The sequence below is a fragment of the Bifidobacterium sp. KRGSERBCFTRI genome (assembly GCF_025908335.1).
On sequence record NZ_CP109653.1, the window covers coordinates 1,463,128 to 1,488,305 of the forward strand.

The window sequence follows — 25,178 nt, forward strand, 5'->3', positions numbered from 1 at the left end:
AGGCCATCCGTACCATCATTCACGATGCGGACAACTTCCCCGGACTACCGCAACGTACGATCCATAACCGTTGCCAATAGCGCGGCGACCCCCAAAACCGCAACTGTGATGCCAATGCCGTGGAGCCCTCCATCAGTGACCGTCTCACCGAAGAACACGCCACTCAATGAGGACGCACCGATAGACCCGATATAGATGGACGTGCGCAGCAGACCAGACGACGTGCCAATATGCTCGGATGCCGCTCGGCGATATAGCACGGTCTGACTGGTCGACATGCTGAGTCCCAACACCAGTCCCGCGACAGCGGAGGCGGTCAACGGCAATACGACCATGCCAGCGGATGACGTGCAAGTCAACAACATGCCCACCGTCACCATCGCCGAACAGCACACCATCAACGGCAGGCGCACTATCGGCTTCTTCGCGATGGATAACGAAGCCACTGTCGCCACCACCCCCATCGGAATGATGAACATGCCGGAAACACCGGCGTTCATATGGCAGGCATCCTCCAGCCACTGGGGCAAGGCGTACATGACCACATAAGCGCCAAGCATGGTGAGCATCGCACGCAGAAAATTCAACGTCATCACACTATCCGCCGCGAGTGAACGCACATCGACGAAAGGCGTTGCCGCATGCAACTCCCACGCGACAAAAGCCAACAAAGCGATGACAGTGACGCAACCGGACACCTTGTCGAAAGTAGGCAAACTCATAAGAACAATCAGCAGCGCGCTGATTGTGATGGAGAATAGCAACAGACCCATGACATCGAGATGCGCGATGAAGAAGGATACGGTCATGCGATGTTCATGCTTCGCATCGGGCTCGATGCTTGCCAATCCCAGCACAATCGTGATGATGCCGACCAACACGTTGACGAAGAAGGTGGAGCGCCATCCCAAAAAGGTGACCAACAGGCCGCCCAACGGTGGACCGACAGCGATGAGCACCAGTCCCACCATAGCGAGAATGGAAAGGACCAACGAAGGCGGTTCCGCCAATCCCATGCGATCGGCCCGTCTGCGAACCAGCAGCATGGCAGCAGGATAGCCACAGGATGTGCCCGCACCAATAAGCACACGCGACGTCAGCAGCACGCCGAGATTCGGAGCGAAACCACCCAGTAGTCCTCCAATCATGACCAATGCCGCACCGGCCATGAACACCGAGCGAGGACCAATGATCTCAGAAAGCTTGCCCGCCGTCGGCTGCGCGATGGCACATGTCAGGTACAGCGCAGATATCAGCAGGGTCGCCCTTCCGGCATCAATCCGCAAATCATGTGAAATCGGTGCGAGCGCCGTCGAGATAAGCGTGCTGTTGACAGGGTTGAGACCGACCCCAAATATCATCGCCATGATGAAGGTCTTGGGAAACGCGGGAGTTTCTCTTGTCTTATCAGCCGTCTTCATCGCGTGTCGCCTCCCGTCGGCAGCGATTCCGTGGCGGCGATGCGTTCGATCAATGTGGTCGCAGCGGCGAGGTCCCCGCGCTCGCCGTCATCCAATGCATATTCGATGGCATGCGCCAGCCAAGTTGTTTGGCTAGCGGTTACGTGGGCGAGGAACGCATGTCCTTCATCGGTCAAGCCGACCAGTCGACGACGACGATCTTTCGAATCGGCATGCTGTGTGACATACCCTGTGGACCTCAGTAGTTCAAGACGCTGGGTGATGGCCTGTTGCGATACGTGTTCGTACGCGGCCAAAGTCGATACCGACAGTTCTCCCTCGGTATCCAGCCGCTTCAACATGGCAAGCTGCGAAGCGGTGATGCCCCGTTCCGCGATGCCGGCCTCATGCTTCATCCGAGCTTGCAGCCTGCTGACCGCAATCGCCAATTCCATGGCGACATCCGATGTCGAATATTCGTCTTTCGTATCCATTTCGATTGCCTCCAGCTGGCCGCCATAGCACTTACACAAGCTACTTGTACAATCTGCTTGCGGATTTCCTCGCATGACGCCACTCGCCGCAAGGCTTCAAACCGTTATCGCCCTGAACAACAAAAAGGGCCATCCCACTTTTGCAGGATGGCCCTCCATATAAGAACAACAGACCTCAGGCAAGTTTGCCGTAGGCTTCGGCATCCACCGGCTCGAGCCATTCGTTGCTCATGGATGCCGGATCGCCCGCAGGGACCATGAAGGCTAGATGCGAGCATGATTCGCCGGGGGCGGCGCCATGCCAGTGCTTCGTATCCGCGGGGATGCAGACGGCCTGCCCGGCCTTGAGCTCCTTTGGCTCCTGTCCCTCGATCTGGTAGTAACCGCGACCGCCGACCGCGATGAGTACCTGCGCCGCGTTGTGATGGATGTGCCAGTTGTTGCGGCAACCCGGCTCGAAGGTCACGTTATGGATGGCAATCTGCGGAGTCTCGAGCACCGGAGCAAGGTAGCTCTGTCCCACGAAGTACTGCGCGAAGCCGTCGTTCGGTTCTCCCATCGGGAATGCGCTCGGATTTTCCATTGTCGACCCGTCCTTTCATTTATGCTCTGTACCGTTCCCTATTCAACGCCCGGCGAAAAAGAATGTCCAATGTGAGTATGGTATATCGTTCCATGCGTCGATTGCATATCAAACCATTCATGCGAGGTATTGGTTCTGCCAATCGAAACGGGATATGCTGACCTTCCGAACATCAACGGCAGAAGAGCTTCAGTATGACTGACATGAGCTACGCCCCACTGGGATGGTCCGGCATCCAAGTTTCCAAGGTCTGCCTTGGCGGTATGAGTTTCGGCAAGACCTCCCCGTAGTTCCATCAGTGGACCATCGATGCCGACGCCACCGAACAGCCGTCAGTACAACATGGCGCTCACCCCATACTCCCCATGGCGTCCGGCCATCTGACCCATCCGTCCTGGGATTCCGATTCCAAACGCGGCACCACCGACGGCACCATGCGCAACAAGTACGATCAGGCACGTGCGCAGGATATGCCGATCATCGAACGCGTGCACGGGCTCGCGGAACGGCTCGGCGTGCCGATGGCGCGGATCGCCCTCGCCTGGCATTGGGCCAAGGACGTCACGGCACCGATCGTCGGCTGCTCGAAGACGGAGCGCGTGGATGATGTCATCGAAGCACTTGGAGTAAAACTCAGCGAATCCGACATCGCCTATCTTGAGGAGCCGTACACGGCGCATGAACTGGTCGGCCCATTGGCCAGGCCGGGCGAGCGCGCGCTGGCCGGCACCCTTGCGCCGACCCTGAAGGAGAAAGCCAAGTAGCGCCACACGTCGCCGGAAAGTGGCTAGCGCACCGGGATGCAGATCTCGGTCACGAACTGGGCGGGATCCGATGTCAACCCTTCATCGATCAACGCGATCTCACGTGAGAACCCGGTGATGTCGAGACCCTGCTCTGCGGTGTACCATATCAGCTCGCGATACCGGTCGGGGGCATCGCCATGACTCCCCCGGAACCGGATGCGCACGCAATCGGTCTCCGGCAATGCCACGGTGTCGCCCTCATATTCGTCCTCGTCGTCAAGCAATAGGAACACCAACCCGTAATCGGCATATCCGCCCTGTTCCAACGATTCCTTGTCAATGCCGACGCCGACCTTGCCGAGGAAGACCAGCGAATCCTTCTGATGCTGCTCCAGCTTGCGGATCGAATATTCCAGGCCGAGATACGAGTCGACCTTCGGTGAATCCCTGATCCAGACGATCCTGCAGGCGGGTTGCCGCACAACACGTATCACGTCGAATTCGGACTGCTCAGCGTCCCGCAGCCGCTCCAAGCGATGGTCGATCTTCCGCTGGACCATTTCCAGCTCATGCTGTTTGCGCTCGATCAGGGCTTTCTGTGCAACAAGCTTGTCCTCGATGACATGCACGTCGCGATTGTGCAGGAACTCGGCTATCTGCGTCAACGGCATATCCAGCACACGCAGGTACCGGATGGTGTTCAGCACCTCGAACTGCTTGGCACCGTAATACCGGTACCCGGTGCGCGGGTCGATATATTCGGGTTCCAGCAAGCCGCAACGCTCATAATGCCGAAGCGTGCCCAGCGACACATTGAACATATCTGCAACCTTGCCTATACGGAACAGTCTGCCGTCACCCGGCAAAGCGTCGCGCCCTCCACTTCGCTCACTCGCCGTCATGCACGCGCCTTCTCCGAAATTACGCCGTGACGCTTGAGCCACGCGTAGAAGCCAAGACAGATCAGCACGGAAAGCAGCGATCCGGCGGGTGCGGCGACGCCCATGGGGAACAAGGTGTTCGGGAACAGCTTGGATGCCAGATACGCCCCGGGCACACGGACCAGGGTGATGGCCACGATATTGTGGATGAATCCGATATAGGAGCGCCCGCATGCGGCGAAGAAGCCGCTGAAGCAGAAGTGGATGCCCGCGAAGATGCTGTCGACGATGTAGCTGCGGATGTACTGTGTTCCCAGCAGGATTACCGTCGCATCGGTGGTGAACAGGCCGACGATGGAGCCCGCCGTCAGTTCCACCACAATCGATATGACGATGCCGTAGACGACGGTGATCGCGGTGGCGTATCGCAGTGTCTTCGTCGCTCGCTCCATCCTGCCGGCACCGATGTTCTGCGCCGAGACGGCGGATACCGTGGCCAGCATGGACGACGGTACCAGGAACAACGCGCTGATCACCTTTTCGACGACGCCGACAGCTGCCGCATCGTTCAGGCCACGGTAGTTGGCGATGACCGTGATGATGATGAAGGCGATCTGGATGCAGCCGTCCTGAACCGCCGTCGGCACTCCGATGCCGAGAATGCCGCGGAGCATGGCCCTATCGGGGCGAAGATCGCCGAACTTCAGTCTGATGCCCGTACGCCGGCGGCGAATCGCCACCAATGTCACGGTCACACTGATGGCCTGCGCCAGTGTGGTGCCCAATGCCGCGCCCGAGGGACCAAGACGCAGCCAGCCCATAAACAGGTAGTCGAACACGATGTTGCAGAAGCATGCAACCGCAATGAAATACATGGGGCTTTTCGAATCGCCCATCCCACGGAACACCGAGCTGATAATGTTGTACGCGACGATGAACGGGATGCCGATATAGCAGATGGTCAGATACTGCGCGGTTCCCTCGACGGCTTCGACTGGCACGCCGATCAGCGAGATGATGTTGTGCACGTTCAACAGCAGAACGACCGTCAGCGCCAACGCGATTCCTGCGAACAGCGTGATGACGTTGCCGATGGCCTTGGCCGCACGGTCGAGCCTGTTCGCGCCGACCGCACGGCCGATGGTGACGGTCGCGCCCATGGCAAGACCCACGATGACCACGGTGAGCATGTACAGCACCTGGCTGCCGTTCGCCACCGCGGTGATGCCGTCGATGCCGATGAACTGTCCGGCGATGAACAGATCGGCCATGCCGTACAGCGTCTGCAGGAAATACGACAGCAGATATGGCAACGCGAAGGTGACGATCGTTCTGAACACGCTTCCCGTTGTCAGGTTCTTTCCCATGGGTTGTCTCTTATCCTCCCGTTTCGGCCTATGTCTTCCAGCAGGAAGGCTAAACCTTACAATGGTTGTAGAGTCAATCCCAAAGCATTGTCATGTCCAATATGCGGAAAACCGTCTTTCACCCCATGACCGGAGCGGTGGCTTCGTCTTCCCCGTCCGGCTCGTCGGCGAGACCCATGAGCTCTCCCATCTTGTCCGCGTACACGCCCGTCTCATGCATGAGCAGGGCCCGCACTGCCCGAAGCGATTCGCGATCCCGAGGAAGACGGTACAAGGCGATGGTCGCGGCCATTTCGCCAAGCTTTTCATAGTTGTCCAACATGCGTTTGCGATCCTTGTGCGAAGCGAGCATCGCATCCATGCGATCCTCCGGTTCGGCGAAAAAGATATATCCGGCAAGGGTAAGCAGCAGACCAGCCTTCCTCACATTGCGTGCCTGGCTGTCAAGTTCTTTGACACCATTCTCGAACATGGTTCGATCACGCAGTCTGAAGCCTTCCTGGAGAAGACCCGAAGCCGACGGCCCCATAAGGGAGATGGCAAGGTCATGCAGATAGAGCGGGTCTTTCCATATATCCTCCACTTCATATACGCCATTGTCCTCGATCTCGGCCAGTAGTTGGGCGACGGGCTTAGTGTTCTCATCCCACAGATTCCGATATGCCTCCACAATGTGTTCGGCGTCATACAGATATCTGGCATCGAGGCAAGCCGGATATTCCAATGAGCTGGTGACGCTCAGATCCACAGAACAGGCATATTCCAGATCCGCCTTGATCCGCATATCCTGCAACTGGGCGCATACATGCCTGTATCGGAAATCGGGATCACATCCCAATTCGACCACTTTCGGATCATCGCGGAGCATACACATACCCAATCCCCCATAAGCGAGAACCATCAGCGCCGCATCAGCGGCCCTAGGCTCGCCCCCTCCCCATCGCAACAGAGTGTATGCGGCCAGACGGTAGGTCTGTCGCAGGTATTCCATCATGCATTCGAGCCGTTTCCTCCTTCCGCCTCCGCTCTTCTTCCCCTTGGTCTTTTTCCTTCGGAACACCTCACGTGTATCGAACAGACCAAGCTGGAACGGCATCCTGTTGCTCGGCCGATGCGTCGCCACCGCGACGGAAGCATCATTAATCATTTCATACAGCCATGCGCTCATGCCGTATTTACGAACCACATTGCGGCATCCGGTCAGGAATTCGGCATCATAGCCTATTTGGAACCGATCCAATATGATCATATCCATGTCGAGGTTCACCGGCCATGACGTGCCGCCGAACAAGTCATCCGCAAGCTCGTGCACCACGTCATCGAACAGGGAAAGCGGACCTTCCATATCGTGTTCGAGACGTATCCGATCAAGGTCCGCGAAACAACGCCCCGAGCTGTACCGGTCGAAGCGCTCGATCAGCCGATCCATCGTTTGCAGGAAAGCCTGTTCGTCCATATTGAATGGCGTGGCCACGGCAACTGTCATATGCAACTCCTTCGTCGTAGAGATGCACCTACTGTCGCATATCCGTCCACCTCTCCGTCACAATCCTTTGAAAAAAGTGAATAAGTGGACAATTTCCACCTATCCACACCCCCATACCTGTCTGTGGACAACTTGCGCAATAACAAAAGGCCCTTCCTCCAAAAAGAGGAAGGGCCTGATCTTCGCGTAGGCGACGAGCCGGTCCGTCAGTTGATGAGTTCCTTGACCGCTGCGATGACGGCCTGCAGACTCGCCTTGGCGTCACCAAACAGCATCTGCGTGTTGTCTTCGAAGTACAGCTCGTTCTGGATGCCGGCATAACCGGTGCCACGGCCACGCTTCATGACCACCACGTTCTGCGCCTTGTCGACGTCGAGAATCGGCATGCCGGAAACCGGGGTGCCCGGCTTGCGGGCGGCCGGATTGGTCACGTCGTTGGCGCCGACCACCAGAGCCACGTTGGCCTGCGGGAACTGCGGATTGATGTCATCCAGGTCGACGAGCTCCTCATACGGGACGTTGGCCTCGGCGAGCAGCACGTTCATATGGCCAGGCATACGGCCTGCCACCGGATGGATGGCGTAGGAGACTTCGACGCCGTGGTCCTTGAGCAGGGTGCCAAGGTCAGCGAGCTCACGCTGGGCCTGGGCCTGGGCCAGACCGAAGCCCGGCACGAAGATGACCTTCTCTGCGTAGACGAGCTGGACGGCCAGATCGTCGGCGGAGGTTTCCTTCATGGTGCCTTCAGGACCTTCACCAGCGCCGGCAGCGGCGTTGGATCCGCCAAAGCCGCCGGCAAGGACGGACAGCAGCGGACGGTTCATGGCCTTGGACATGGCGATGGACAGGGTCACGCCCGCCGCACCGACGAGCGCGCCGGCCACGATCAGGGCGATGTTGTTGATGGCCAGACCGGACATGGCCACTGCGGTGCCGGTGCAGGCGTTCAACACGGAGATGACGACCGGCATATCAGCGCCGCCGATCGGGATGACGAACACGAGGCCGTAGCACAGGGCGAACACGGTGGTCAGGATCGACCAGAGCAGACGCTGGTTCGGCTGCACGCACAGCATCACGAAGGACACGATGGTGAGCACGACGAACAGGATGTTCCAGAAGCCCTTGCCCGGCAGGCTCAGCTTCTTGACCCACTTGATGCCCTGCAGCTTGCCGGCTGCGATCAGCGAGCCGGAGAAGGTGACGGAGCCGATCATAATGCCCAGTCCAGCAGTGATGAGCACCACAATGGACGGAGTTTCGGCGGAGGTCAGAATGTCGTTCAGAGCAACAAGCGCAGCCGCGCCACCGCCTACGGTGTTGAACACGGAGACAAGCTGCGGCATGTCGGTCATCTTGACCTTCTTGGCGGAGACCACGCCCGCCACGGCGCCGATGACGATGCCGACGATCAGCACCACGACGGCGACGGAGTGTTTGAAACCGTTGGAGATCTCACCGGCGAACAGCACGATGAAGGCCATGGCCACGGCGAACACCATGCCGATGGCGGAGACCATGTTGCCCTTGCGGGCGGTCTTCGGGGAGTTCATCAGGTGCAGGCCGATGACGAACATCACTGCGGCCAGCAGGTAGACGAACCATTCGATGACGCCGAGCGGCGTGCTCAGCATTTCGGCCAGGGTACCCATTTACTTGGCCTCCTCTTCCTTCTTCTTGCCCTTGTCGGACTTGAACATCTCCAGCATGCGGTCGGTGACGACGTAGCCGCCGACGACGTTCATCGTGCCCAGCACGGCGGCCAGGAAGATGAACACCCAGGCGAGCGGACTGGTGGCGTGCGCGGCGACGATGACGACGCCCGCGATGACGATGCCGTGGATGGAGTTGGCGCCCGACATCAGCGGGGTGTGCAGGGTGGCGGGCACCTTGCCGATGACCTCGACGCCGATGAGCAGCGCGAGGACGAACAGTGTGATCGCAACGACGATATCCATTGCTTTACTCCTCTTCCTTCTTGGCTTCCTCGCCGCGGCCGGCCACGACCATGGCGTTGTCGAGCTCTTCGTTCAGGTCGATGGCGAGCTTGCCGTCACGCACGAAATGCGCCAGCACGTCGGCCACGTTGCGGCTCAGCAGGTTGGATGCGGTGGTGGACACGCCGCTGGCCAGATACGGGGCGCCGATGATGGTCACGCCGTTGTCGGTGACCTGGGTGCCGACGGAGGAGCCTTCGACATTGCCGCCAAGGTCGCTTGCCGCGCAATCGACGATGACGGCGCCACGATGCAGACCGGCCACACCGGCCTTGGTCAGAAGGACCGGAGGCTTGCGTCCCGGCACTTTGGCGGTGGTGATGACGATGTCGAAGCCGGCGGCCTTCTGATCGACCGCGGCCTGCTGCTGGGCCTGCTCTTCGGCGCTCAGCGCGCGTGCGTAGCCGCCTTCGCCCTGGCCCTTGGAGAAGTCAAGACCAAGGTCGAGGAACTTGGCGCCCAAGGATTCGACTTCGCCCTTGGATGCCGGACGCACGTCGTACGCGGTGACGACGGCGCCGAGACGCTTGGCGGTGCCGATGGCCTGCAGGCCGGCGATACCGGCGCCCAGAATAAGCACCTTGGCCGGGCGGATGGTGCCAGCGGCGGTGGTCATCATCGGCAGGAAGGAACCGTACGCGTTGGCTGCCACGATGGCGGCCTTGTAGCCCATCACGGAGTTCTGCGACGTCATTTCGTCCATGGACTGCGCGGAGCTCAGCTGACGCGGCAGCTTTTCCATGGCGACGCCGACCAGACCGGCCTTCTCGATCGCGGCGACGTAATCGGCATCGGTGAACGATCCCAACATGCCAATGATCCATGTGCCCTGCTTGACGCGGGCGAGCAGCTCATTGCTTGGACGGTCCACAAAACCCAGCGCGTCGGCGCGTGCTATCACATCGTCGGCGGAGACGACCTGCGCGCCCGCCTTCGTATAATCTTCATCAACGTAGTGCGATGCGACGCCCGCACCGGACTCAATCAGACATGTAACACCTGATTTACGCAACCTCGTTACGATATCCGGTGTCAGAGCAACACGGGACTCGTGTTCGGAAGTCTCATTGAGAACTCCGAAGACCACGGTGGCTTCAGCTTTTTCAGCCATAGGTGCCCTTTCTTCCTCGTTAAAGAAATCTAATGAACAGATACAGCGCCCAAGTGTAACGTACACGGCAACATCGCGGCCGCAATCGTTCATCTTTCGAATCACGGGCTGTATCCGGCATGCGCCGCCCGTTTCCCTGATGGCCTGTCACCTTACGCTACCGTAAGGTGACGTGTCGCGCGCGACGGGCTATCATTCCTTCTTTAGATACCGTTTATATACGTAGGAGAGTCACGTGTCCATCATCACCTCGTTGAACAAGCAGGCCACTAATCTCGCAAGAAAGGCGTTGCGCCTGGGCAACGATTTCGTGCACCCGGTCAGCGACGATTCCGGCAATACACCGGATTACAACGACCCGAACAGCATCCTCTCCCCCGATGGCCATATCGAGCTGCCGCACACCGCTGAATGGGGACCGGGATACCCGTCCACCACGTTCCTTGACCCCGAAACCGGACTGTTGACCACGAAGACAGAGGGCAATCCGCCGCTAGACGAAGGCACCTCCATCTACGATATCTACGCCGACCGCGCCGCTCGTATGGGCGACGAACCATTGTACACGTTCAAGCAAGATGGCGATTGGCACACCAAGACCGCAAATGAGACGCTCGCCGACATCCGCGCCGTCGCGAAGGGCTTGCTGCATTATGGTTTGAAGAAGGGCGATGGCGTGGCTTTCATGTGCCGCACCTCCTACGATTGGGATGTGTTCGACGCGGCCGTCATGGCCTGCGGCGGCGTGCTCGCCACGATTTACGATACCGATTCCGCCGAGCAGATCCGCAATATCGTCAACAATTCCGATGCGCGTCTGCTGGTCGTGGAAACCACTGATATGAAGGCGAAGGCGGACGGGGCCGAAACCGAATGCCCGACTTTGGAGCACATCGTCTGCTTCGAGACCGGTGGTCTTGACGAGATCAAGGCGTATGGCTCCGGTGTGAGCGATGAGGCGCTCGATGCGCGAATCGATTCCGTGCAGAAGACCGATCTGTGCTCCATTGTGTACACGTCCGGTTCGACCGCCGCGCCGAAGGGCGTGGAGATGACGCATGAGCATTATTGCGCCACCGCGTTCAATCTGCCCGATTATATGCCGGAACTGCTGCATGACAAGAAGAACACCGTCCTGCTGTTCCTGCCTCAGGCGCATTCCTTCGCCCGTGCCATCAACTACATCTGCGTAGCAAGCAATCTGCATATTTATATCGCGCAGGGCATCAAGACGTTGACCGCCGATTTGCAGGTGGCCAAGCCGACCATCATGATCGTTGTTCCGCGTGTGCTGGAGAAGGTGTACAACGCTGCTTCCCAGAAGGCCGGTCATGGCGCCAAGGGCGTTGCTTTCGCCGCAGCCGTGGTCGCCGCGCAGAATTATATGAAGGAAGTCAGCACCAAGGGGAAGACCGGAACGCTTACCAAGGCACGTCGCGCGGCGTTCGATCCGGTGGTCTATGCCTCGCTGCGTGAGGTGCTCGGCGGACGCGCCAAGTGGATCGTCGCGGGCGGTGCGCCGCTTGATCCGGAGTTGTTGGCGTTCTTCCGTGGTGCCGGCGTGCCGGTCTACGAAGGCTACGGATTGACCGAAACCACCGCGCCGTGCGCGTTCAACGTGCTTGGCGTGCCGTATCATCAGGGTTCCGTCGGCATCGCGTTCCCTGGTTTCGAGCTGCGTATCGCCGAGGATGGGGAGATTCAGGTCAAGGGCGCTTCGGTGTTCCCGAAGTACCATAAGAACGGCGAGGCCACCGAGGATTCCTTTACCGAGGATGGCTGGTACAAGACCGGCGACTTGGGCCGCATTGACGACGATGGCTTCCTGTACATCATCGGACGCAAGAAGGATCTCATCATCACCGCCGGCGGCAAGAACGTCTCCCCTGGCCCGATCGAGGATGTCATCAAGCGTTGCGAATTCGTCTCTCAGGCGTTGGTGCTTGGCGACAAGCGTCCGTTCATCTCCGCGCTGATCACGCTTGACGAGGAAGCGTTGCGTCCATGGCTGGAAAGCAAGGGTCTCAACCGAGATATGTCGATGGAGGAGGCCTCCAGCAACGCGGCCGTCCGCGCCGAAGTCCAGAAGTGGGTCGATCAGGCCAATGAGGGCGTGTCCCGTGCCGAATCCGTGCGTAAGTTCATCATCCTGCCGGAGGAGTTCACACAGGAGAACGGTTTGATGACCGCTTCCATGAAGGTCATCCGTCCGAAGGTGATCAAGCGTTACGCCACCCTGCTGAACACGCAAATGTACACCAAGAAGAAGTGACCATCCAGCACCAACAAGCTTAGAGCATAAGAAAGCCTGCCGCATAAACAGCGGCAGGCTTTATTGTTCCCACCCGGAAAAAAATCAGAAGCCCAGCTTCTCAAGCTGCTTGGCTGAGCCGTCAAACGGGCAGCCCAGTGGGCTGACCGTAGGCGAAGTGAGCGGCTTCGCCGCGAAGCGGATCCTAAGCGGCTTAGAAGCCCAGCTTCTCAAGCTGCTTAGGATCCGACTGCCATCCCTTGGCCACCTTGACATGCAGGTCGAGCTTGGCCTTCTGCCCGACGATGCGGTTGACCGCGGTGCGCAGCTTCTTCTTGACGCGTACCAGATGCTCCGCGTTATGTCCGATGATGATCGGCTTCTGCGAATCACGTTCCACGTAGATCGACACAATCACCTGCGCCTTGCCCGCGTAGGATTCGCCGCTGTCGTTGTCTTCCGGATATTCGATGGAATCCACCACCACGGCGAGCGAATGCGGCAGCTCGTCATCCAATTCCTCCAGGAACGCGCCTCGAATCAGTTCGGCGATGGTGTCTTCCGGACGTTCTTCGGTGATTTGCTCGGCCGGATACATCTGCGGTCCTTCGGGCATGTTCTCCACCAGCACGTTGCGTACTTCGGCGAGATTGTCGTGCTCGAGGGCGCTCACCGGCACAATGTCGGTGAAGTCGGCGAACTCGTTGATTTCGATGAGCTTGTCGATCAAAGCGCTTCGGTCCAATTCGTCGATTTTGGTGACGATGGCGATCAGCGGCACCTTCCATTTGAATGTGCCGTCGTCGCGTTTGACGGCGAAATCAGAACGCAGCCTGCTCAGAATGCGTTTGTCGCCGGGGCCGATTTCCTGGTCGGCGGGTAGCAGGAAGGCGATCGCGTCGACATCGGATAGCGATTCGTCGACGACATCGTTCAGCCGCTGTCCGAGCAGCGTACGCGGACGGTGGATACCGGGGGTATCGACCAGCACGATCTGCGCGTTGTCTGTGGTCAGAATGCCGCGGATGGCCTTACGTGTAGTCTCCGGACGGGATGAGGCGATGGCGATCTGCGTGCCGATAAGCGCGTTGATCAGCGTCGATTTGCCGACGTTCGGACGTCCGACCACCGCGACGAAGCCGGAACGATATGGAACGGGGGCTTCGGCGTCGGAATGCTGGGAAGCCGGTTCGGTCACATCTGCGTCAGTCATGCTTGTCCTTGGAATCCTTGTCGTCATGGGATGCCTCTTCGGCACCGTTCGTATGGTCTTCGTGTTGTTCAGTTTCGTCCACGCCCTCGACGTGGGCCGGTTCCACCACGATGGTGGACACTTTCTTGCGGCGTCCCGCGGAGTCGACCGCGGTCAGGCGCAGGCCCCTGGTGACGGCCGTCGAACCGACGATCGGCACGCGGCCAAGCAGCTTGGTGAGCAGACCGTATACCGTGTCGACGTCGTCCTCGTCGATGTCGATTTCGAAGATCTCCTCCAAGTCGGCGATGGGCGTGCGTGCCGGCATGCTCCATTTGTTCTCGCCGATTTGTTCCGGATCGGCATGCTGGGTACGGTCGTGCTCGTCCTCCAGTTCGCCGACGATCTGTTCGATGGTGTCTTCGATGGTGACCAGGCCGGCGATGCCGCCGTATTCATCCACGACGATAGCCACATGCTGGCGGGTGCGCTGCATCTGGTGGAACAGGTCGTCGACCGGCTTGGATTCGGGCACCAGCATCGGGTCACGGACGATGGATTCGACATCGCGGGATATCGCCGCGGGATTGAACGCCGTGGCGCGCACGGCATCCTTCAGGTATGCCACGCCGACCAGATCATCCACATCATCGCCGATGACCGGTATACGGGAGAATCCGGAACGGGAGCACAATTTCAGCATGTTCTCCAGCGTCTCCCCGCGTTCGATGCAAATCATATCAGTGCGCGGCACCATGATCTCACGCGTCAACGTTTCGGACAACGTCAATACGTTGCGCAGCATTTCGGAAACCTCAGGGTCGAAATCATTCGCCTCGACCAGACGATCTATGGTGGCGCGCCCTTGTTCGAGTTGGATTTTTTCAAGCTCCTCATCGTCCGACAGATCATTCGAATGACGTTTCGCATCCTTCTGTCCGCCGATTTTAGCGAACGGCGTCAAAGCCACCGCGACCGACGCCGCATCGGCATGCTTCAGCATCAGATCGACCGGTTTGGAGGCGCCCGCGCTACGTGGACGGACCAGCAGCGAAATCACCGCGACCACCAGCGCGAACACGAAGCCGACAAGCAGTCCCGCCCATAACGGTGCATCGCACAACGACGCGATCGCGGCGACCAACACACCGTCAAGCACATTGCAGGTGATGCGGAAGAACGCGCATGAACCGGCGGTCGCGTAGCGGTCGGCGATCAGCCGCTGCACCTTGTGGATGCGTTTGATCTTCTTGTCGCGTATGAATTGCGACGCCTCCGTATCCGTCTGAATCTCAAGAATGAGGTTGTTCAGACTTGCCCTCGTGACACGTCCCACCGCGCCTTCCGTCGCGGCCATCGACAGCGACAGCCAGACCAGCAGCAATGCGATGACGACGAGAATCGCAATCATCGTGATAGTCGTTGTTTCCATGGTTCGTCAACCCCCACTTTCGAAACCGTCGGATGATGCATCATGCCGTCATTTGGCCGTTTTGCCGCCGGCCGCGTGTTCGCGGTCCCATTCGGCGAGCGCATCCGGCGTGCCGGCGGGAAGCGTCGCCCGCGCGCCGGCTCCCTGTCGAAGCGCGAAGAACGTCAATAGCAGCTGGCGTTGCAAGCCGAACATCTGCCGTTCCTGTTCGGGTGTGACATGGTCGTATCCGAGCAGGTGGAGGATGCCGTGGATGGTCAGCAGCATCATTTCCTCCATGGTGCTGTGGCCGGCCGCGAGCGCCTGCTGGGCGGCCACCCACGGGCATAGCACGATGTCGCCCAGCACGCCTTCCATTTCGGTTCCGCCGTCTCCGGGGCGCAGTTCGTCCATTGGGAAGCTCATGACGTCGGTGGGGCCTTCGAGGTTCATCCAACGCATGTGCAGTTGGGCGATGGGATCCGGGTCCACGAACATGATGGTCAGGTCGGATTGTGTGCTGACCCTCATCTGGCTCATGACCCATACGCCGAGGTCGGAAAAGATTTTGCCGTCGATCTGCCAGGCGGTTTCGTTCGTCACTTCAACGCTCATTTATGCGTTTTCCTTGTTCTTGTCGTCGAATGGTTGCGATGATGCGGCACGCGCGCTTCTGCTGTGGTCTCCCGCTATGGCCGTGTGCCTGTCGTAAGCGGCGACGATTTTGCCCACGAGCGCGTGGCGGACCACGTCTTCGGGCTTCAGGTGGGCGAAGGCGATGTCGTCGATGCCGTCGAGGATGCGTTCGATGGTGGCCAGACCTGATTTCGGCACGGTCAGATCCACTTGGGTCACGTCGCCGGTGATGACCATTTTGGTGTTGAATCCCAGTCGGGTCAGGAACATCTTCATCTGCTGTTCGGTGGTGTTCTGGGCCTCGTCGAGGATCACGAACGCGTCGTTGAGCGTGCGGCCGCGCATGTAGGCGAGCGGCGCCACTTCGATGGTGCCGTCGTCCATGTATCGCTTGAGCTGGTCCGCTCCGAGCATGTCGGACAGCGCGTCGTACAGCGGTCGCAGGTACGGGTCGACCTTTTCGTTGAGCGTGCCCGGCAGGAAACCGAGGTTCTCCCCTGCTTCGACGGCGGGACGGGTCAGTATGATGCGCCGGACCTGCCTGTCTTGGAAAGCACGTACCGCTTTGGCTACGGCAAGATAGGTTTTGCCGGTGCCTGCCGGTCCGATGGCGAAGGTGATGGTGTGCGATTCGATGGCGTTGACGTAGGCTATCTGTCCGGCGGTTTTGGCACGGACCGGTTTGCCGAGCGCGAAGGTGATGACGCCCGGCACGTGAGGACGCCGCCTGTCGGCGGTTTCCTCACGATGGGACGCGTGCGACTGTTGCCTGCCGGCCATGCGCAATTCCTCCACCACGCGGCCGTGGCCGGGATGTGTGGCGCGGACCGGATTTTTAAGCACGTTCTGGTCGAGCATGCGACGGACGGTATCGGCGTCCATCGGCGCGGTATAGGCGGCTTGGATGATATCGGCAACCACCTGTTCGGCTTGGGCGGCTTGGGATTCGGATTTGCTGGAATGCGACATGATGGCGATGCGGTTGCCCCGTACGATGATGGTCAGGTCGGGGAACGCACGTTCGACTTCCCGAAGTACCTCGTCCACAGGGCCGAGCACGGTCACCGGATCAAGCTGTTGGGGTATCGCGATGGTGCGTGTAGTGGTGGGCACAGAACCTCTTCCGATGTCGGTATTGGCGGTAGGCAGTATGTGGACTATTCGTCGAGCTTTTCGCCGGTAAGCACGTGGGCGTGCACGTGGAACACGGTCTGTCCGGCGTCGATTCCGGTGTTGAAGATCAGACGGAAGGCGCCATGGAACTCCTGGTCGGCGATTTTCTGCGCCACTTCGGCCATGTGGGCGAGCTGTGCCGGATCCTCTTTGGCGAGTTCGGCGACGTTCGCGTAGTGCTTGCGCGGCACGATCAGTACGTGCACCTTGGCTTTCGGATTGATGTCCTTGAAGGCGTAGGTGGCATCGTCCTCGTACACCTTCTCGCTGGGAATCTCACCTGCGATGATCTTGCAGAACAGGCAATCCTTGTCGCTCATAACGCTCCTTATCGGTATTGGAAAAACCTTCGCTACCATGCTACACCAGCAGGAAACGGGGCGATTCCGGCAATTTCACGCAATGGAGCCGGGATCAGACGAAACGTCCCAATGCTCGCGCGAGCAATGACAGCGCGACCGGACCGGCGGTGGACGCACGTAGGATGTTGCTTCCCAGCACGCACACTTCGGCGCCGGCTTTCGTGAACGCCTCGACTTCGGCGTCGCTGATGCCGCCTTCCGGACCGACGAGCACATATATGGTGCGCGGACGTCCGTCCTTCAGACACGTATCGGACAGTTTGGCGATACCGGTTTCCAGTTGTTCCCAGGTCTTCGTGGCATCTTGATGCAGCACGATCACCATGTCGCCATGCACGCATGCGCGCTTGCAGATGGCGACCACCTGCTTGCTGGTCACGCAATCGTCCAGCTGGGGCGTCCACGATCTGCGCGACTGTTCGGTGGCGGATTCCAGCACCTGCCTCCACTTTTTGTCAGTACGTCCTGCCTTCCATTTGGCGATGGAACGGTCGGCCTGCCAGGGAATCACCTGATCGACGCCGATCTGCGTGGCCATATCGATCGCCTGCTCGTCATGGCCGGTTTTGGCGAGAGCCTGCACCAGCGCGAGCCTGGTGACCGGCTGCGGCTCCTTGCCGAATCGCAGCACTTCCGCGATTCCCTGCTGCACGTCGCGCAGTACGGCGTGGATGCGCAATCCCCTGCCGTCGGAAAGCTGCAGTTCGTCGCCGTCCTTCAATCGCATGGCCTGGATGGCGTGCCTGCGTACGGATGAGGGAAGCGTCAGCCTCCATCCGGCGTTGAGCTCGTCGCTGTTCACCGGTACGTCGTCATGGTCCGTATCAAGCAGAAAAAGGGCATCAGTCATAGCTTCCGAGCCTATCAGGAACCCCACATAACCCATATCGGACCTATCGCGACACGCCGGGATTTGCATCATGGATTTCAACTGCTATAGTTTTCATTCGTTGCCGCTGAGCAACACACCTGTCCGGGTGGCGGAATGGTAGACGCGCTAGCTTGAGGTGCTAGTGCCTATTTTATACAGGCGTGCGGGTTCAAGTCCCGCTCCGGACACCGGAATAAACCCCTTGGAGACAAGGGGTTTTCTTGTATCTGACGAAAGATTGGCGGAATACGGGCAATGCGGTTCATTCATCTTGACTCCATCGACGACGAGCGTGTGGCGGCTTATGTGAATCTCACGGAAATCCAGCTGCGCAACAGGCTGGAGCCCAGCAAGGGATTGTTCATCGCCGAATCGCCCAAAGTGATAGACCGTGCCCTGGCCGCTGGACGCGAGCCGATTTCCCTGCTGGTCGAGGAGTCGTGGATCGACGGCATGAGCGGCATGTTCGATGTCATCGAGAAACGTTGGGGCGATGGCATTCCCGTGTATGTCGCTTCGCCTGAGCAGCTCAAACGTCTAACCGGCTACCGGCTGCATCGCGGAGCCCTTGCCGCGATGAAACGCTGGTCCCTGCCCAGCGTCGAAGAGGTCTGCCGTGGCGCTCGACGGGTCGCGGTCATGGAGAATATCGTCGACCACACGAATGTGGGCGCTCTCATGCGTTCGGCTGCGGCGCTCGACGTGGATGCGGTGCTCGTCACTCCGTCCTGTGGCGACCCGTTGTACCGGCGCGCGGCACGCGTGTCCATGGGCACGGTGTTCCAAGTGCCGTGGACGCGCATCGGAGGGGACGACAAGCATTATTGGCCGTTCACCGGCATGCGGGAACTGCATGATCTGGGGTTCACCACCGTAGCGATGGCGCTTGAGGATGATTCCATTTCTTTGGCCGAATTGGTCCGCCGTCTCAACAACGCCGAGACTGAAAGCGACCATATTGACAAGCTCGCGTTGATTTTCGGTACCGAAGGAGATGGACTGTCGCACCACACCATCTCCCGCGCCGACCTTACGGTGAAGATTCCCATGAGCCACGGCGTGGACAGTCTCAATGTCGCCGCATCAAGCGCGGTCGCCTTCTATGCGACGCGTCGAGTGGACCATCATGCGTGAGACGCGCATGAACGCATGGTGAAACGTTGCTGAAACGAACTGGAAATTTTCAAGACTCGCGCTGCAAACTCCTTGCGATTTGCTGAATTTATGCAATCATAGTGTGCGTAAGCGGTTTCGTGATGAAGCGGACCGACCGTGCGTACGGTGTCGCAAGACGCTCTCAGAGAGGAGTTCCCATGGCGAAGAACCCAAAGATTCTTTCCATCGTGCTGGCAGGCGGTGAGGGCACCCGTCTGATGCCATTGACCAGGGACAGGGCCAAGCCTGCCGTCCCATTCGGCGGCGTGTTCCGTCTGATTGATTTTCCGCTGAGCAATCTGGTGAATTCCGGCTACATGCAGACGGTCGTGCTTACCCAGTACAAGTCCCATTCGCTTGACCGCCATATCTCCACTGTATGGCGTTTCTCGCCGCTGTTGGGCAACTACGTCTCCCCTGTGCCGGCGCAGCAGCGTCTCGGCAAGCATTGGTATCTCGGCTCGGCCGACGCCATCTACCAGACCATCAACATCATTGAGGACGTGCAGCCCGACATCGTGGTGATTGTCGGCGCCGACCATGTCTATCGCATGGATTTCCAGCAGATGGTGCAGCAGCACATCGAATCCGGCGCGGAATTCACCGTTGCCGGCATCCGTCAGCCCATCAGCCAGTCCAACCAGTTCGGTGTGATCGAGGTCGATCCCGATCATCCGAATATGATCAAGAGCTTCCAGGAGAAGCCGCAGACCACCACGGGACTGCCGGACGACCCGAATTCCATCCTGGCCTCCATGGGCAACTATGTGGCCAACACCGATGCCTTGTTCGCGGCGCTTTCGTTGGATGAGAAGGCCGAGGATACGAAGCATGATATGGGCGGCGACATCGCGCCGTATTTCGCGGCACGCAACGAGGCCGGCGTCTACGATTTCAATTCCAACGAGATTCCGGGAGCCACACCGACCGACCACGCCTACTGGCGTGACGTGGGCACGCTGAAGCAGTTCTACGATGCGCATATGGATCTGATCTCCTATGTGCCGGAGTTCAACCTGTACAACACCGAATGGCCTATCTACACGCTGTCCGGCAACCTGCCGCCGGCGAAGTTCGTGCATGCCGGCCGCGACCGCCTGGGCCATGCCACCGATTCGATCGTCTCCCCCGGCGTCATCGTTTCCGGCGGCGAGGTGCACCATTCCGTCCTGTCGCCGAACGTGCGCATCCATTCGTGGTCTCAGGTCGTCGATTCGATTCTGTTCGACGGTGTGGTCGTCAACCGTCGCGCGCGGGTCTACAAGGCGATTCTCGACAAGAACGTCGTGTTGACGGAGAATTCGACCGTTGGCATCGATACCGAGCATGATTTGGCGCGTGGCTTCACCGTCACGCCGGAAGGCATCACCGTGGTGCCGAAGGGTACCGTGGTCGACGACTGACATACGTCGTAATACGAAAGGCGCGCTTCCCCGTTCGGGAGGCGCGCCTTTCGTATGTTGTTCCGTTTTTCTTACGTTTGGCGGCTGCGGTTCACTGCACGGCAACCGCAGCAAACGTCAGTATTTCGGCAGATTGTCGAAATTGAAGCCGAGCGCGGCGAGCTGGTCACGGCCTTCCGGCGTGATCTTGTCCATCGTCCAACGAGGTTGCCAGGTCCAGTCGATGCGGAATTCTTCGACGAGACCGGCGAGGGTGCTGGCGCATTCGTCTTCGATCAGGTCGGTCAGCGGGCAGGCCGGCGTGGTGAGCGTCATCGTGATGATGGCTCGGCCCAGTTCGTCGATTTCGATGCCGTAAACCAGACCAAGGTCGATGACGTCGATGCCGAGTTCCGGGTCGATGACCTGGTGCAGGGCTTCTTTCACGTCAGCTGCCGTGGCACGTCCGATATCGTCGACGGCTTTCAGCGGAATGTCGTCATCCTGCGGTTGGGAGCATCCGCACGCGTCGGCATGATTGCCACAGCCGCAAGTGTCCTGCCCGTCTTTTTTGGATTCCTTGTTCACCGGTTTGCCGTCCTTGAACCCTTTGGCCAGGTTCGGATTGAGCATGACGCGACGGGCCGCGTCCTCATCGTTGCCCAAGGCCTTGGTCACGGAATCGAAGATCGACGCCTGCGGTTCGGGTACCAGGGTGTCGCTCATTGTCTCTCCAAACTGTTGATGGACGTTGCTTGTATCTGTTGAGCAAGAATAGCGCGTCGCTTGGGGTTTGTCACTAGTGTTTTTCCAAACGCCGAGTTGAAGGCTCAGGCTTTCGCGGCCAGAGCCTTGGCCACGGCGTCCTTCATGCCCTCCCAGCCGAGCAGCGCGCATTTGATGCGCATCGGATACTGGGAGACCCCTTGGAAGACGATGCCGTCCTCCAAGGATTCCTCGGCCTGTTCGTCATTCAGTCCTTTGCCGCGTGACTCCATAAGCTTATGGAAGGTTTCGGCGAGTTTCATGGCCTCGTCCACGGTTTTGCCTTCGACGAGATCGACCATGACGGACAGGCTGGCTTGGGAGATGGAGCATCCGTGGCCATCCCATACGAGCCGTTCGATGGTGTATGGCTCGGCATCGGAGACTTCGGCATGGATGGTGGCCTCGTCACCACAGGTCGGGTTGAATTGGTGCGATTCTCCCGGCGTGCAGTATTCGTGGCTGGCCTGCACCGTGGTTTCGGCGGCATGCGAGGCGTTTTCCGAAGCGAGGTCAGGTGCGAAATGCTCCTTGCCGTGCGGGTTCTTCGCGGCTTCGAGGATGACTTCCTGGTACATCTGCTCAAGGTCGCTTCCGGACATCTCAAAATCACTCATATTTCGTTACTCAACTCCAAAGAACGGACGAACTTTGCCGAGCGCCTCGATGAGGGCCTGCGCGTCTTCGACCGAATTGTAGATGCCGCTGGACGCGCGGTTGGAGGCATACACGCCGAAGTGGCGGTGCACCGGCTGCGCGCAGTGGTGTCCGACGCGGATGGCGATGCCCTGCGCGTCGATGAACTGGCCGACGTCGTGCGGGTGCACGCCTTCGACTTCGAACGCGACGGTACCGATGCGCTCCTTGTTGGAGCGGGGTCCGAGGATTCGGATGCCGTCGATATCGCCCATTTTGAGCAGTTCGTCGGTGATGGTGCGTTCGTGCGCCTCGAGGTTTTCCATGCCGATGTTCATCAGCCATTCGGCGGCGACACCGGCGGCGACGACCTGTGCCACCGGCTGCGTGCCCGCTTCGAATCGTGCGGGAGGCTCCATGTACTGGGCTTCCTGGTCCATCCAGGCAAGCTCCACCATGGATCCGCCGAAATTGGCCGGAGGCAATGCCTCAAGCATTTCACGCTTGCCATAGAGGAATCCGACGCCGGTCGGGCCATACATTTTGTGGGCGCTCCATGCGGCGAAGTCGACGTCCAAAGCGTGGAAATCCACTTTGAGGTGCGGCACGGACTGGCATGCGTCGAGCACGAACACGGCACCCACCTCGTGGGCGCGGCGGATAATCGGCGCGATGTCGGTAATCGCTCCTGTGGTATTGCCCACATGCGTGACGGCAACGATCTTCGTGCGGTCGGTGATTACTTCGTTCGCGGTGTCGGAACGCACACGGCCTTCCTCGTCCAAGTCGAACCATTTGAGCGTGGCGCCGGTGCGCAGCGCAAGTTCCTGGAACGGCAGCAGCACGGAATGGTGTTCCGCCTTGGTGACGACGATCTCATCGCCCGGTTTCAACGCGAAACGCTTGGCGGCCTCTCCCCCGCGTCCAAGCGACGCGTTGCCGAATGCGGTGGCCAACAGGTTCAGTCCTGCGGTGGCGCCGGCGGTGACGACGATCTCCTCTTCGCCTTCCGCCGAATCGGCGCCAACCAGCTTGGCCACTTTGGCGCGCGCATCCTCGAACGCCATGGTGCTACGCGCGGCAAGCTCATGCGCGCCTCGGTGCACTCCGGCGTTGATGGTGCGGTAGAAGTCCGATTCCGCGTCGATCACGCACTGCGGCTTCTGCGATGTCGCGGCGGAATCGAGGTATACCAGCGGATGGCCGTGGATTTCCTGGTCGAGAATCGGAAATTGGCTGCGGATCGCTGCGAAATCGGTCATGCCAATGCGCTTTCCGAATCGGAGCCTTCCGGCAGGTATGCGTCGTAGCCGGTCTCCTCAAGCTCGTCGGCGAGTTCCGGACCGCCGGTCTTGATGAAGTGGCCGTCGGCGAACACGTGCACGATGTCCGGCTTGATGTAACGCAGGATGCGGGTGTAGTGGGTGACCATGAGGATACCGAACTGGTTGGCTTCTTTGGCACGGTTCACACCTTCGGAAACGATGCGCAGCGCGTCGACGTCGAGGCCGGAGTCGGTTTCGTCGAGGATGGCGAACTTCGGCTTGAGCAGTTCGAGCTGCAGCACTTCCGCGCGCTTCTTCTCACCGCCGGAGAAGCCTTCGTTCACGGAACGGGTGGCGAACTTCGGGTCCATCTTGAGCCGCTTCATGGCTTCGGACAGTTCCTTCGTCCACGTACGGATGGCCGGCGCCTTGCCGTCCACTTCGGTTTTGGCGGTGCGCAGGAAATTGGTCATGGACACGCCCGGCACTTCGACCGGGTACTGCATGGCCAGGAAGATGCCCGCCTTGGCTCGCTCGTCCGGGGTCATCTTGAGGATGTCCTCGCCGTCGAGCAGCACCTGGCCGGAGTCGACGATGTACTTCGGGTGGCCGGCCAGCGTGTATGCCAGGGTGGATTTGCCGGAACCGTTGGGGCCCATGATGGCATGGGTTTCACCGGAGTTGACGGTCAGGTTCACGCCTTTGAGGATCGGCTTGATGCCGTCCTTGGTTTCGACGTGCGCGTACAGATCTTTGATTTCAAGGGTTGACATGGTTTCTCCTGACGATTATTTCTCTTCCAATACCTGTGCGATCGCGTCGCTTTCGCCGCGGGCCAGGCGCTTGTCGATGACGTTCATAAGATGCTCGGAAATCGCCGGAATGCCGATTTCCTCGACGAGCTCGCCGAAGAAGCCACGCACCACGAGCTTGCGGGCCTCGTTTTCCGAGATGCCGCGCGATTCGAGGTAGAACAGCTCTTCGTCGTCGAATCGTCCGACGGATGAGGCGTGGCCGGCACCGATGATGTTGCCGTTTTCGATTTCCAGATTCGGCTCGGAATCGGCGATGGCACCTGGGGTGAGCACCAGATTGCGGTTGAGCTCGTAGGAGTCGGTGCCTGGCGCGGTAGGCTCGATCAGCGCGTTGCCGACCCATGTGGAGTGCGCGCCCTTGCCGTCGAGCGCGCCCTTGTAGACCACGCGGCTCTTGCATTCGGGATGGTTGTGCACCACCATCGTGCGGTGTTCGATATGCTCGTCCGGGTCCACGAAGTAGATGCCGAGCATGTTGAGGTCGCCCTGTTCGCCGCCGAAGTCCTGGTCCATGCGAATGCGCACGACATCACCACCGAGGGTGACCACGGAATGGCGCAGGGACGCCTCCTCGCCCACGTGGATGCGCTGGTTGCCGACGTGTTTGGAGTCCTTGTTCCATTCCTGGATGAAGGTGGTGGAAATGTGGGAGTCCTTGCCTGTGGTGATTTCCACGCCTTCGGCGAGACGTGCGTCGCCGTCATGTTCGACGACCACGTCGGCATGGGCGCGGTCGGCTGCGATGATCGACAGGTGGAACGCGTCGAGGTCCTTGCCGGTGCCATGCATTTTGACGAGCACCGGCTGGTCGATCTCACCGTCGATGGTCAGTATTCCAGCGCGTTTGCCGGAATTCCATTCGACTGCGGACACGCGGTCGTTCGGCTTGGAGACGATGCCTGTGCCGGTGTCCCCCACCGTGCCTTCGGCATACGTGACGCCTTCGGCAAGCGGCGACCCGTCGATCATGGAAACGGTGACCTGCGTTTCATTGGATGGTTCGAACACATCGAAGAACTCCTCGATGCGCTCTATCGGCGTGTAGCGCCAGTCCTCCTGTTTGCGGTCCGGCTTGGCGAACGCTTCGATGTCGAATGAGCGTGGAGCGCGGTCCGCGGATGACGGCATGGCCGCCGGATTCGCGTACGGATCGGACGGATCCGCGACGGGGATGTTGATTTCCTGAGTTTGTGCCATGG

Annotated in this window: 23 protein-coding genes, 1 tRNA gene and 1 pseudogene; 5 read left to right on the plus strand and 20 right to left on the minus strand. The window is 59.6% G+C overall.

Going from position 1 to position 25,178, the window contains the following annotated elements:
- Positions 1–44: 44 nt before the first annotated feature.
- From OGI63_RS06260 to OGI63_RS06270, 3 genes are all read right to left on the minus strand, one after another.
- Entirely contained in the window at positions 45–1,421 is a 1,377-nt protein-coding gene (locus OGI63_RS06260; protein WP_011743138.1) for an MFS transporter, read from the minus strand.
- Entirely contained in the window at positions 1,418–1,894 is a 477-nt protein-coding gene (locus OGI63_RS06265; RefSeq protein WP_003809417.1) for a MarR family winged helix-turn-helix transcriptional regulator, read from the minus strand. Before OGI63_RS06265 ends, OGI63_RS06260 begins: the two co-directional genes overlap by 4 nt.
- Before the next feature lie 175 nt (positions 1,895–2,069).
- Positions 2,070–2,477 (minus strand): cupin domain-containing protein, encoded by a 408-nt coding sequence (locus OGI63_RS06270; RefSeq protein ID WP_011743136.1) that lies wholly within the window; start codon positions 2,475–2,477, stop codon positions 2,070–2,072.
- A gap of 365 nt (positions 2,478–2,842) precedes the next feature.
- Between OGI63_RS06270 and OGI63_RS06275 the strand changes: the two genes are divergently transcribed.
- On the plus strand, positions 2,843–3,241 hold the full coding sequence (locus tag OGI63_RS06275; RefSeq protein ID WP_003809420.1) for an aldo/keto reductase: 399 nt from the start codon (positions 2,843–2,845) through the stop codon (positions 3,239–3,241).
- 23 nt (positions 3,242–3,264) lie between these two features.
- Here OGI63_RS06275 and OGI63_RS06280 read toward each other — a convergent pair whose 3' ends face one another.
- The 6 genes from OGI63_RS06280 to OGI63_RS06305 all read right to left on the minus strand — a co-directional run bounded on the left by OGI63_RS06280 (position 3,265) and on the right by OGI63_RS06305 (position 10,065).
- Positions 3,265–4,125, minus strand: coding sequence for a MerR family transcriptional regulator (locus tag OGI63_RS06280; protein WP_011743135.1), 861 nt, complete (start codon positions 4,123–4,125; stop codon positions 3,265–3,267).
- Positions 4,122–5,444, minus strand: coding sequence for an MATE family efflux transporter (locus tag OGI63_RS06285; RefSeq protein WP_231837109.1), 1,323 nt, complete (start codon positions 5,442–5,444; stop codon positions 4,122–4,124). The genes OGI63_RS06280 and OGI63_RS06285 overlap by 4 nt, the downstream gene beginning before the upstream one ends.
- Positions 5,445–5,589: 145 nt before the next feature.
- Positions 5,590–6,957 carry a hypothetical protein gene (locus OGI63_RS06290; protein ID WP_003809428.1) on the minus strand — a complete coding sequence of 456 codons (1,368 nt, stop codon included), beginning with the start codon at positions 6,955–6,957 and terminating at the stop codon, positions 5,590–5,592.
- Between the two features lie 206 nt (positions 6,958–7,163).
- A complete protein-coding gene (locus tag OGI63_RS06295) occupies positions 7,164–8,609 on the minus strand; it encodes an NAD(P)(+) transhydrogenase (Re/Si-specific) subunit beta (RefSeq protein WP_011743133.1) in 1,446 nt (481 codons plus the stop codon).
- Positions 8,610–8,915, minus strand: coding sequence for an NAD(P) transhydrogenase subunit alpha (locus tag OGI63_RS06300; RefSeq protein ID WP_003809446.1), 306 nt, complete (start codon positions 8,913–8,915; stop codon positions 8,610–8,612).
- 4 nt (positions 8,916–8,919) lie between these two features.
- Positions 8,920–10,065 (minus strand): NAD(P) transhydrogenase subunit alpha, encoded by a 1,146-nt coding sequence (locus OGI63_RS06305; protein ID WP_003809448.1) that lies wholly within the window; start codon positions 10,063–10,065, stop codon positions 8,920–8,922.
- 235 nt (positions 10,066–10,300) lie between these two features.
- Here OGI63_RS06305 and OGI63_RS06310 point away from each other — a divergent pair, with 235 nt between their 5' ends.
- Complete coding sequence (locus OGI63_RS06310; protein WP_003809451.1) at positions 10,301–12,337, plus strand: AMP-dependent synthetase/ligase; 2,037 nt, start codon at positions 10,301–10,303, stop codon at positions 12,335–12,337.
- Positions 12,338–12,530: 193 nt separating this feature from the next.
- Here OGI63_RS06310 and era read toward each other — a convergent pair whose 3' ends face one another.
- The 6 genes and pseudogenes from era to OGI63_RS06340 form a co-directional block, all read right to left on the minus strand.
- Positions 12,531–13,529: a GTPase Era gene (gene era, locus OGI63_RS06315; protein ID WP_003809452.1), complete on the minus strand. Its 999-nt coding sequence runs from the start codon at positions 13,527–13,529 to the stop codon at positions 12,531–12,533.
- Positions 13,522–14,940 carry a hemolysin family protein gene (locus OGI63_RS06320; RefSeq protein WP_003809453.1) on the minus strand — a complete coding sequence of 473 codons (1,419 nt, stop codon included), beginning with the start codon at positions 14,938–14,940 and terminating at the stop codon, positions 13,522–13,524. Before OGI63_RS06320 ends, era begins: the two co-directional genes overlap by 8 nt.
- 48 nt (positions 14,941–14,988) lie before the next feature.
- Positions 14,989–15,534 (minus strand): rRNA maturation RNase YbeY, encoded by a 546-nt coding sequence (gene ybeY, locus OGI63_RS06325; RefSeq protein WP_011743132.1) that lies wholly within the window; start codon positions 15,532–15,534, stop codon positions 14,989–14,991.
- 63 nt (positions 15,535–15,597) lie between these two features.
- Positions 15,598–16,668, minus strand: a pseudogene (locus tag OGI63_RS06330) (PhoH family protein); the annotation flags it as partial.
- A 44-nt stretch (positions 16,669–16,712) separates the two neighbouring features.
- Complete coding sequence (locus OGI63_RS06335) at positions 16,713–17,048, minus strand: histidine triad nucleotide-binding protein (protein WP_011743131.1); 336 nt, start codon at positions 17,046–17,048, stop codon at positions 16,713–16,715.
- 94 nt (positions 17,049–17,142) lie between these two features.
- Positions 17,143–17,940, minus strand: a complete 798-nt coding sequence (locus OGI63_RS06340) for a 16S rRNA (uracil(1498)-N(3))-methyltransferase (protein WP_011743130.1) — start codon at positions 17,938–17,940, stop codon at positions 17,143–17,145.
- A gap of 121 nt (positions 17,941–18,061) precedes the next feature.
- Between OGI63_RS06340 and OGI63_RS06345 the strand changes: the two genes are divergently transcribed.
- From OGI63_RS06345 to glgC, 3 genes are all read left to right on the plus strand, one after another.
- Positions 18,062–18,149: transfer RNA gene (locus OGI63_RS06345), tRNA-Leu, on the plus strand.
- 67 nt (positions 18,150–18,216) lie between these two features.
- The gene (locus OGI63_RS06350; protein ID WP_003809463.1) at positions 18,217–19,095 is read left to right on the plus strand and encodes a TrmH family RNA methyltransferase; all 879 of its coding nucleotides are present in this window, start codon (positions 18,217–18,219) and stop codon (positions 19,093–19,095) included.
- A 179-nt stretch (positions 19,096–19,274) separates the two neighbouring features.
- Positions 19,275–20,519 carry a glucose-1-phosphate adenylyltransferase gene (glgC, locus tag OGI63_RS06355; protein WP_003809465.1) on the plus strand — a complete coding sequence of 415 codons (1,245 nt, stop codon included), beginning with the start codon at positions 19,275–19,277 and terminating at the stop codon, positions 20,517–20,519.
- Positions 20,520–20,636: 117 nt separating this feature from the next.
- On the opposite strand, the gene OGI63_RS06360 is transcribed toward glgC, so the two are convergent.
- The 5 genes from OGI63_RS06360 to sufD all read right to left on the minus strand — a co-directional run bounded on the left by OGI63_RS06360 (position 20,637) and on the right by sufD (position 25,176).
- Positions 20,637–21,224, minus strand: a complete 588-nt coding sequence (locus OGI63_RS06360; RefSeq protein WP_011743129.1) for a metal-sulfur cluster assembly factor — start codon at positions 21,222–21,224, stop codon at positions 20,637–20,639.
- Between the two features lie 104 nt (positions 21,225–21,328).
- Entirely contained in the window at positions 21,329–21,880 is a 552-nt protein-coding gene (sufU, locus tag OGI63_RS06365; RefSeq protein ID WP_011743128.1) for a Fe-S cluster assembly sulfur transfer protein SufU, read from the minus strand.
- Between the two features lie 6 nt (positions 21,881–21,886).
- A complete protein-coding gene (locus OGI63_RS06370; RefSeq protein ID WP_011743127.1) occupies positions 21,887–23,161 on the minus strand; it encodes a cysteine desulfurase in 1,275 nt (424 codons plus the stop codon).
- Positions 23,158–23,937: a Fe-S cluster assembly ATPase SufC gene (sufC, locus tag OGI63_RS06375; RefSeq protein WP_011743126.1), complete on the minus strand. Its 780-nt coding sequence runs from the start codon at positions 23,935–23,937 to the stop codon at positions 23,158–23,160. The genes OGI63_RS06370 and sufC overlap by 4 nt, the downstream gene beginning before the upstream one ends.
- A 15-nt stretch (positions 23,938–23,952) precedes the next feature.
- Positions 23,953–25,176, minus strand: coding sequence for a Fe-S cluster assembly protein SufD (sufD, locus tag OGI63_RS06380; RefSeq protein WP_003809475.1), 1,224 nt, complete (start codon positions 25,174–25,176; stop codon positions 23,953–23,955).
- Positions 25,177–25,178 lie beyond the last annotated feature (2 nt).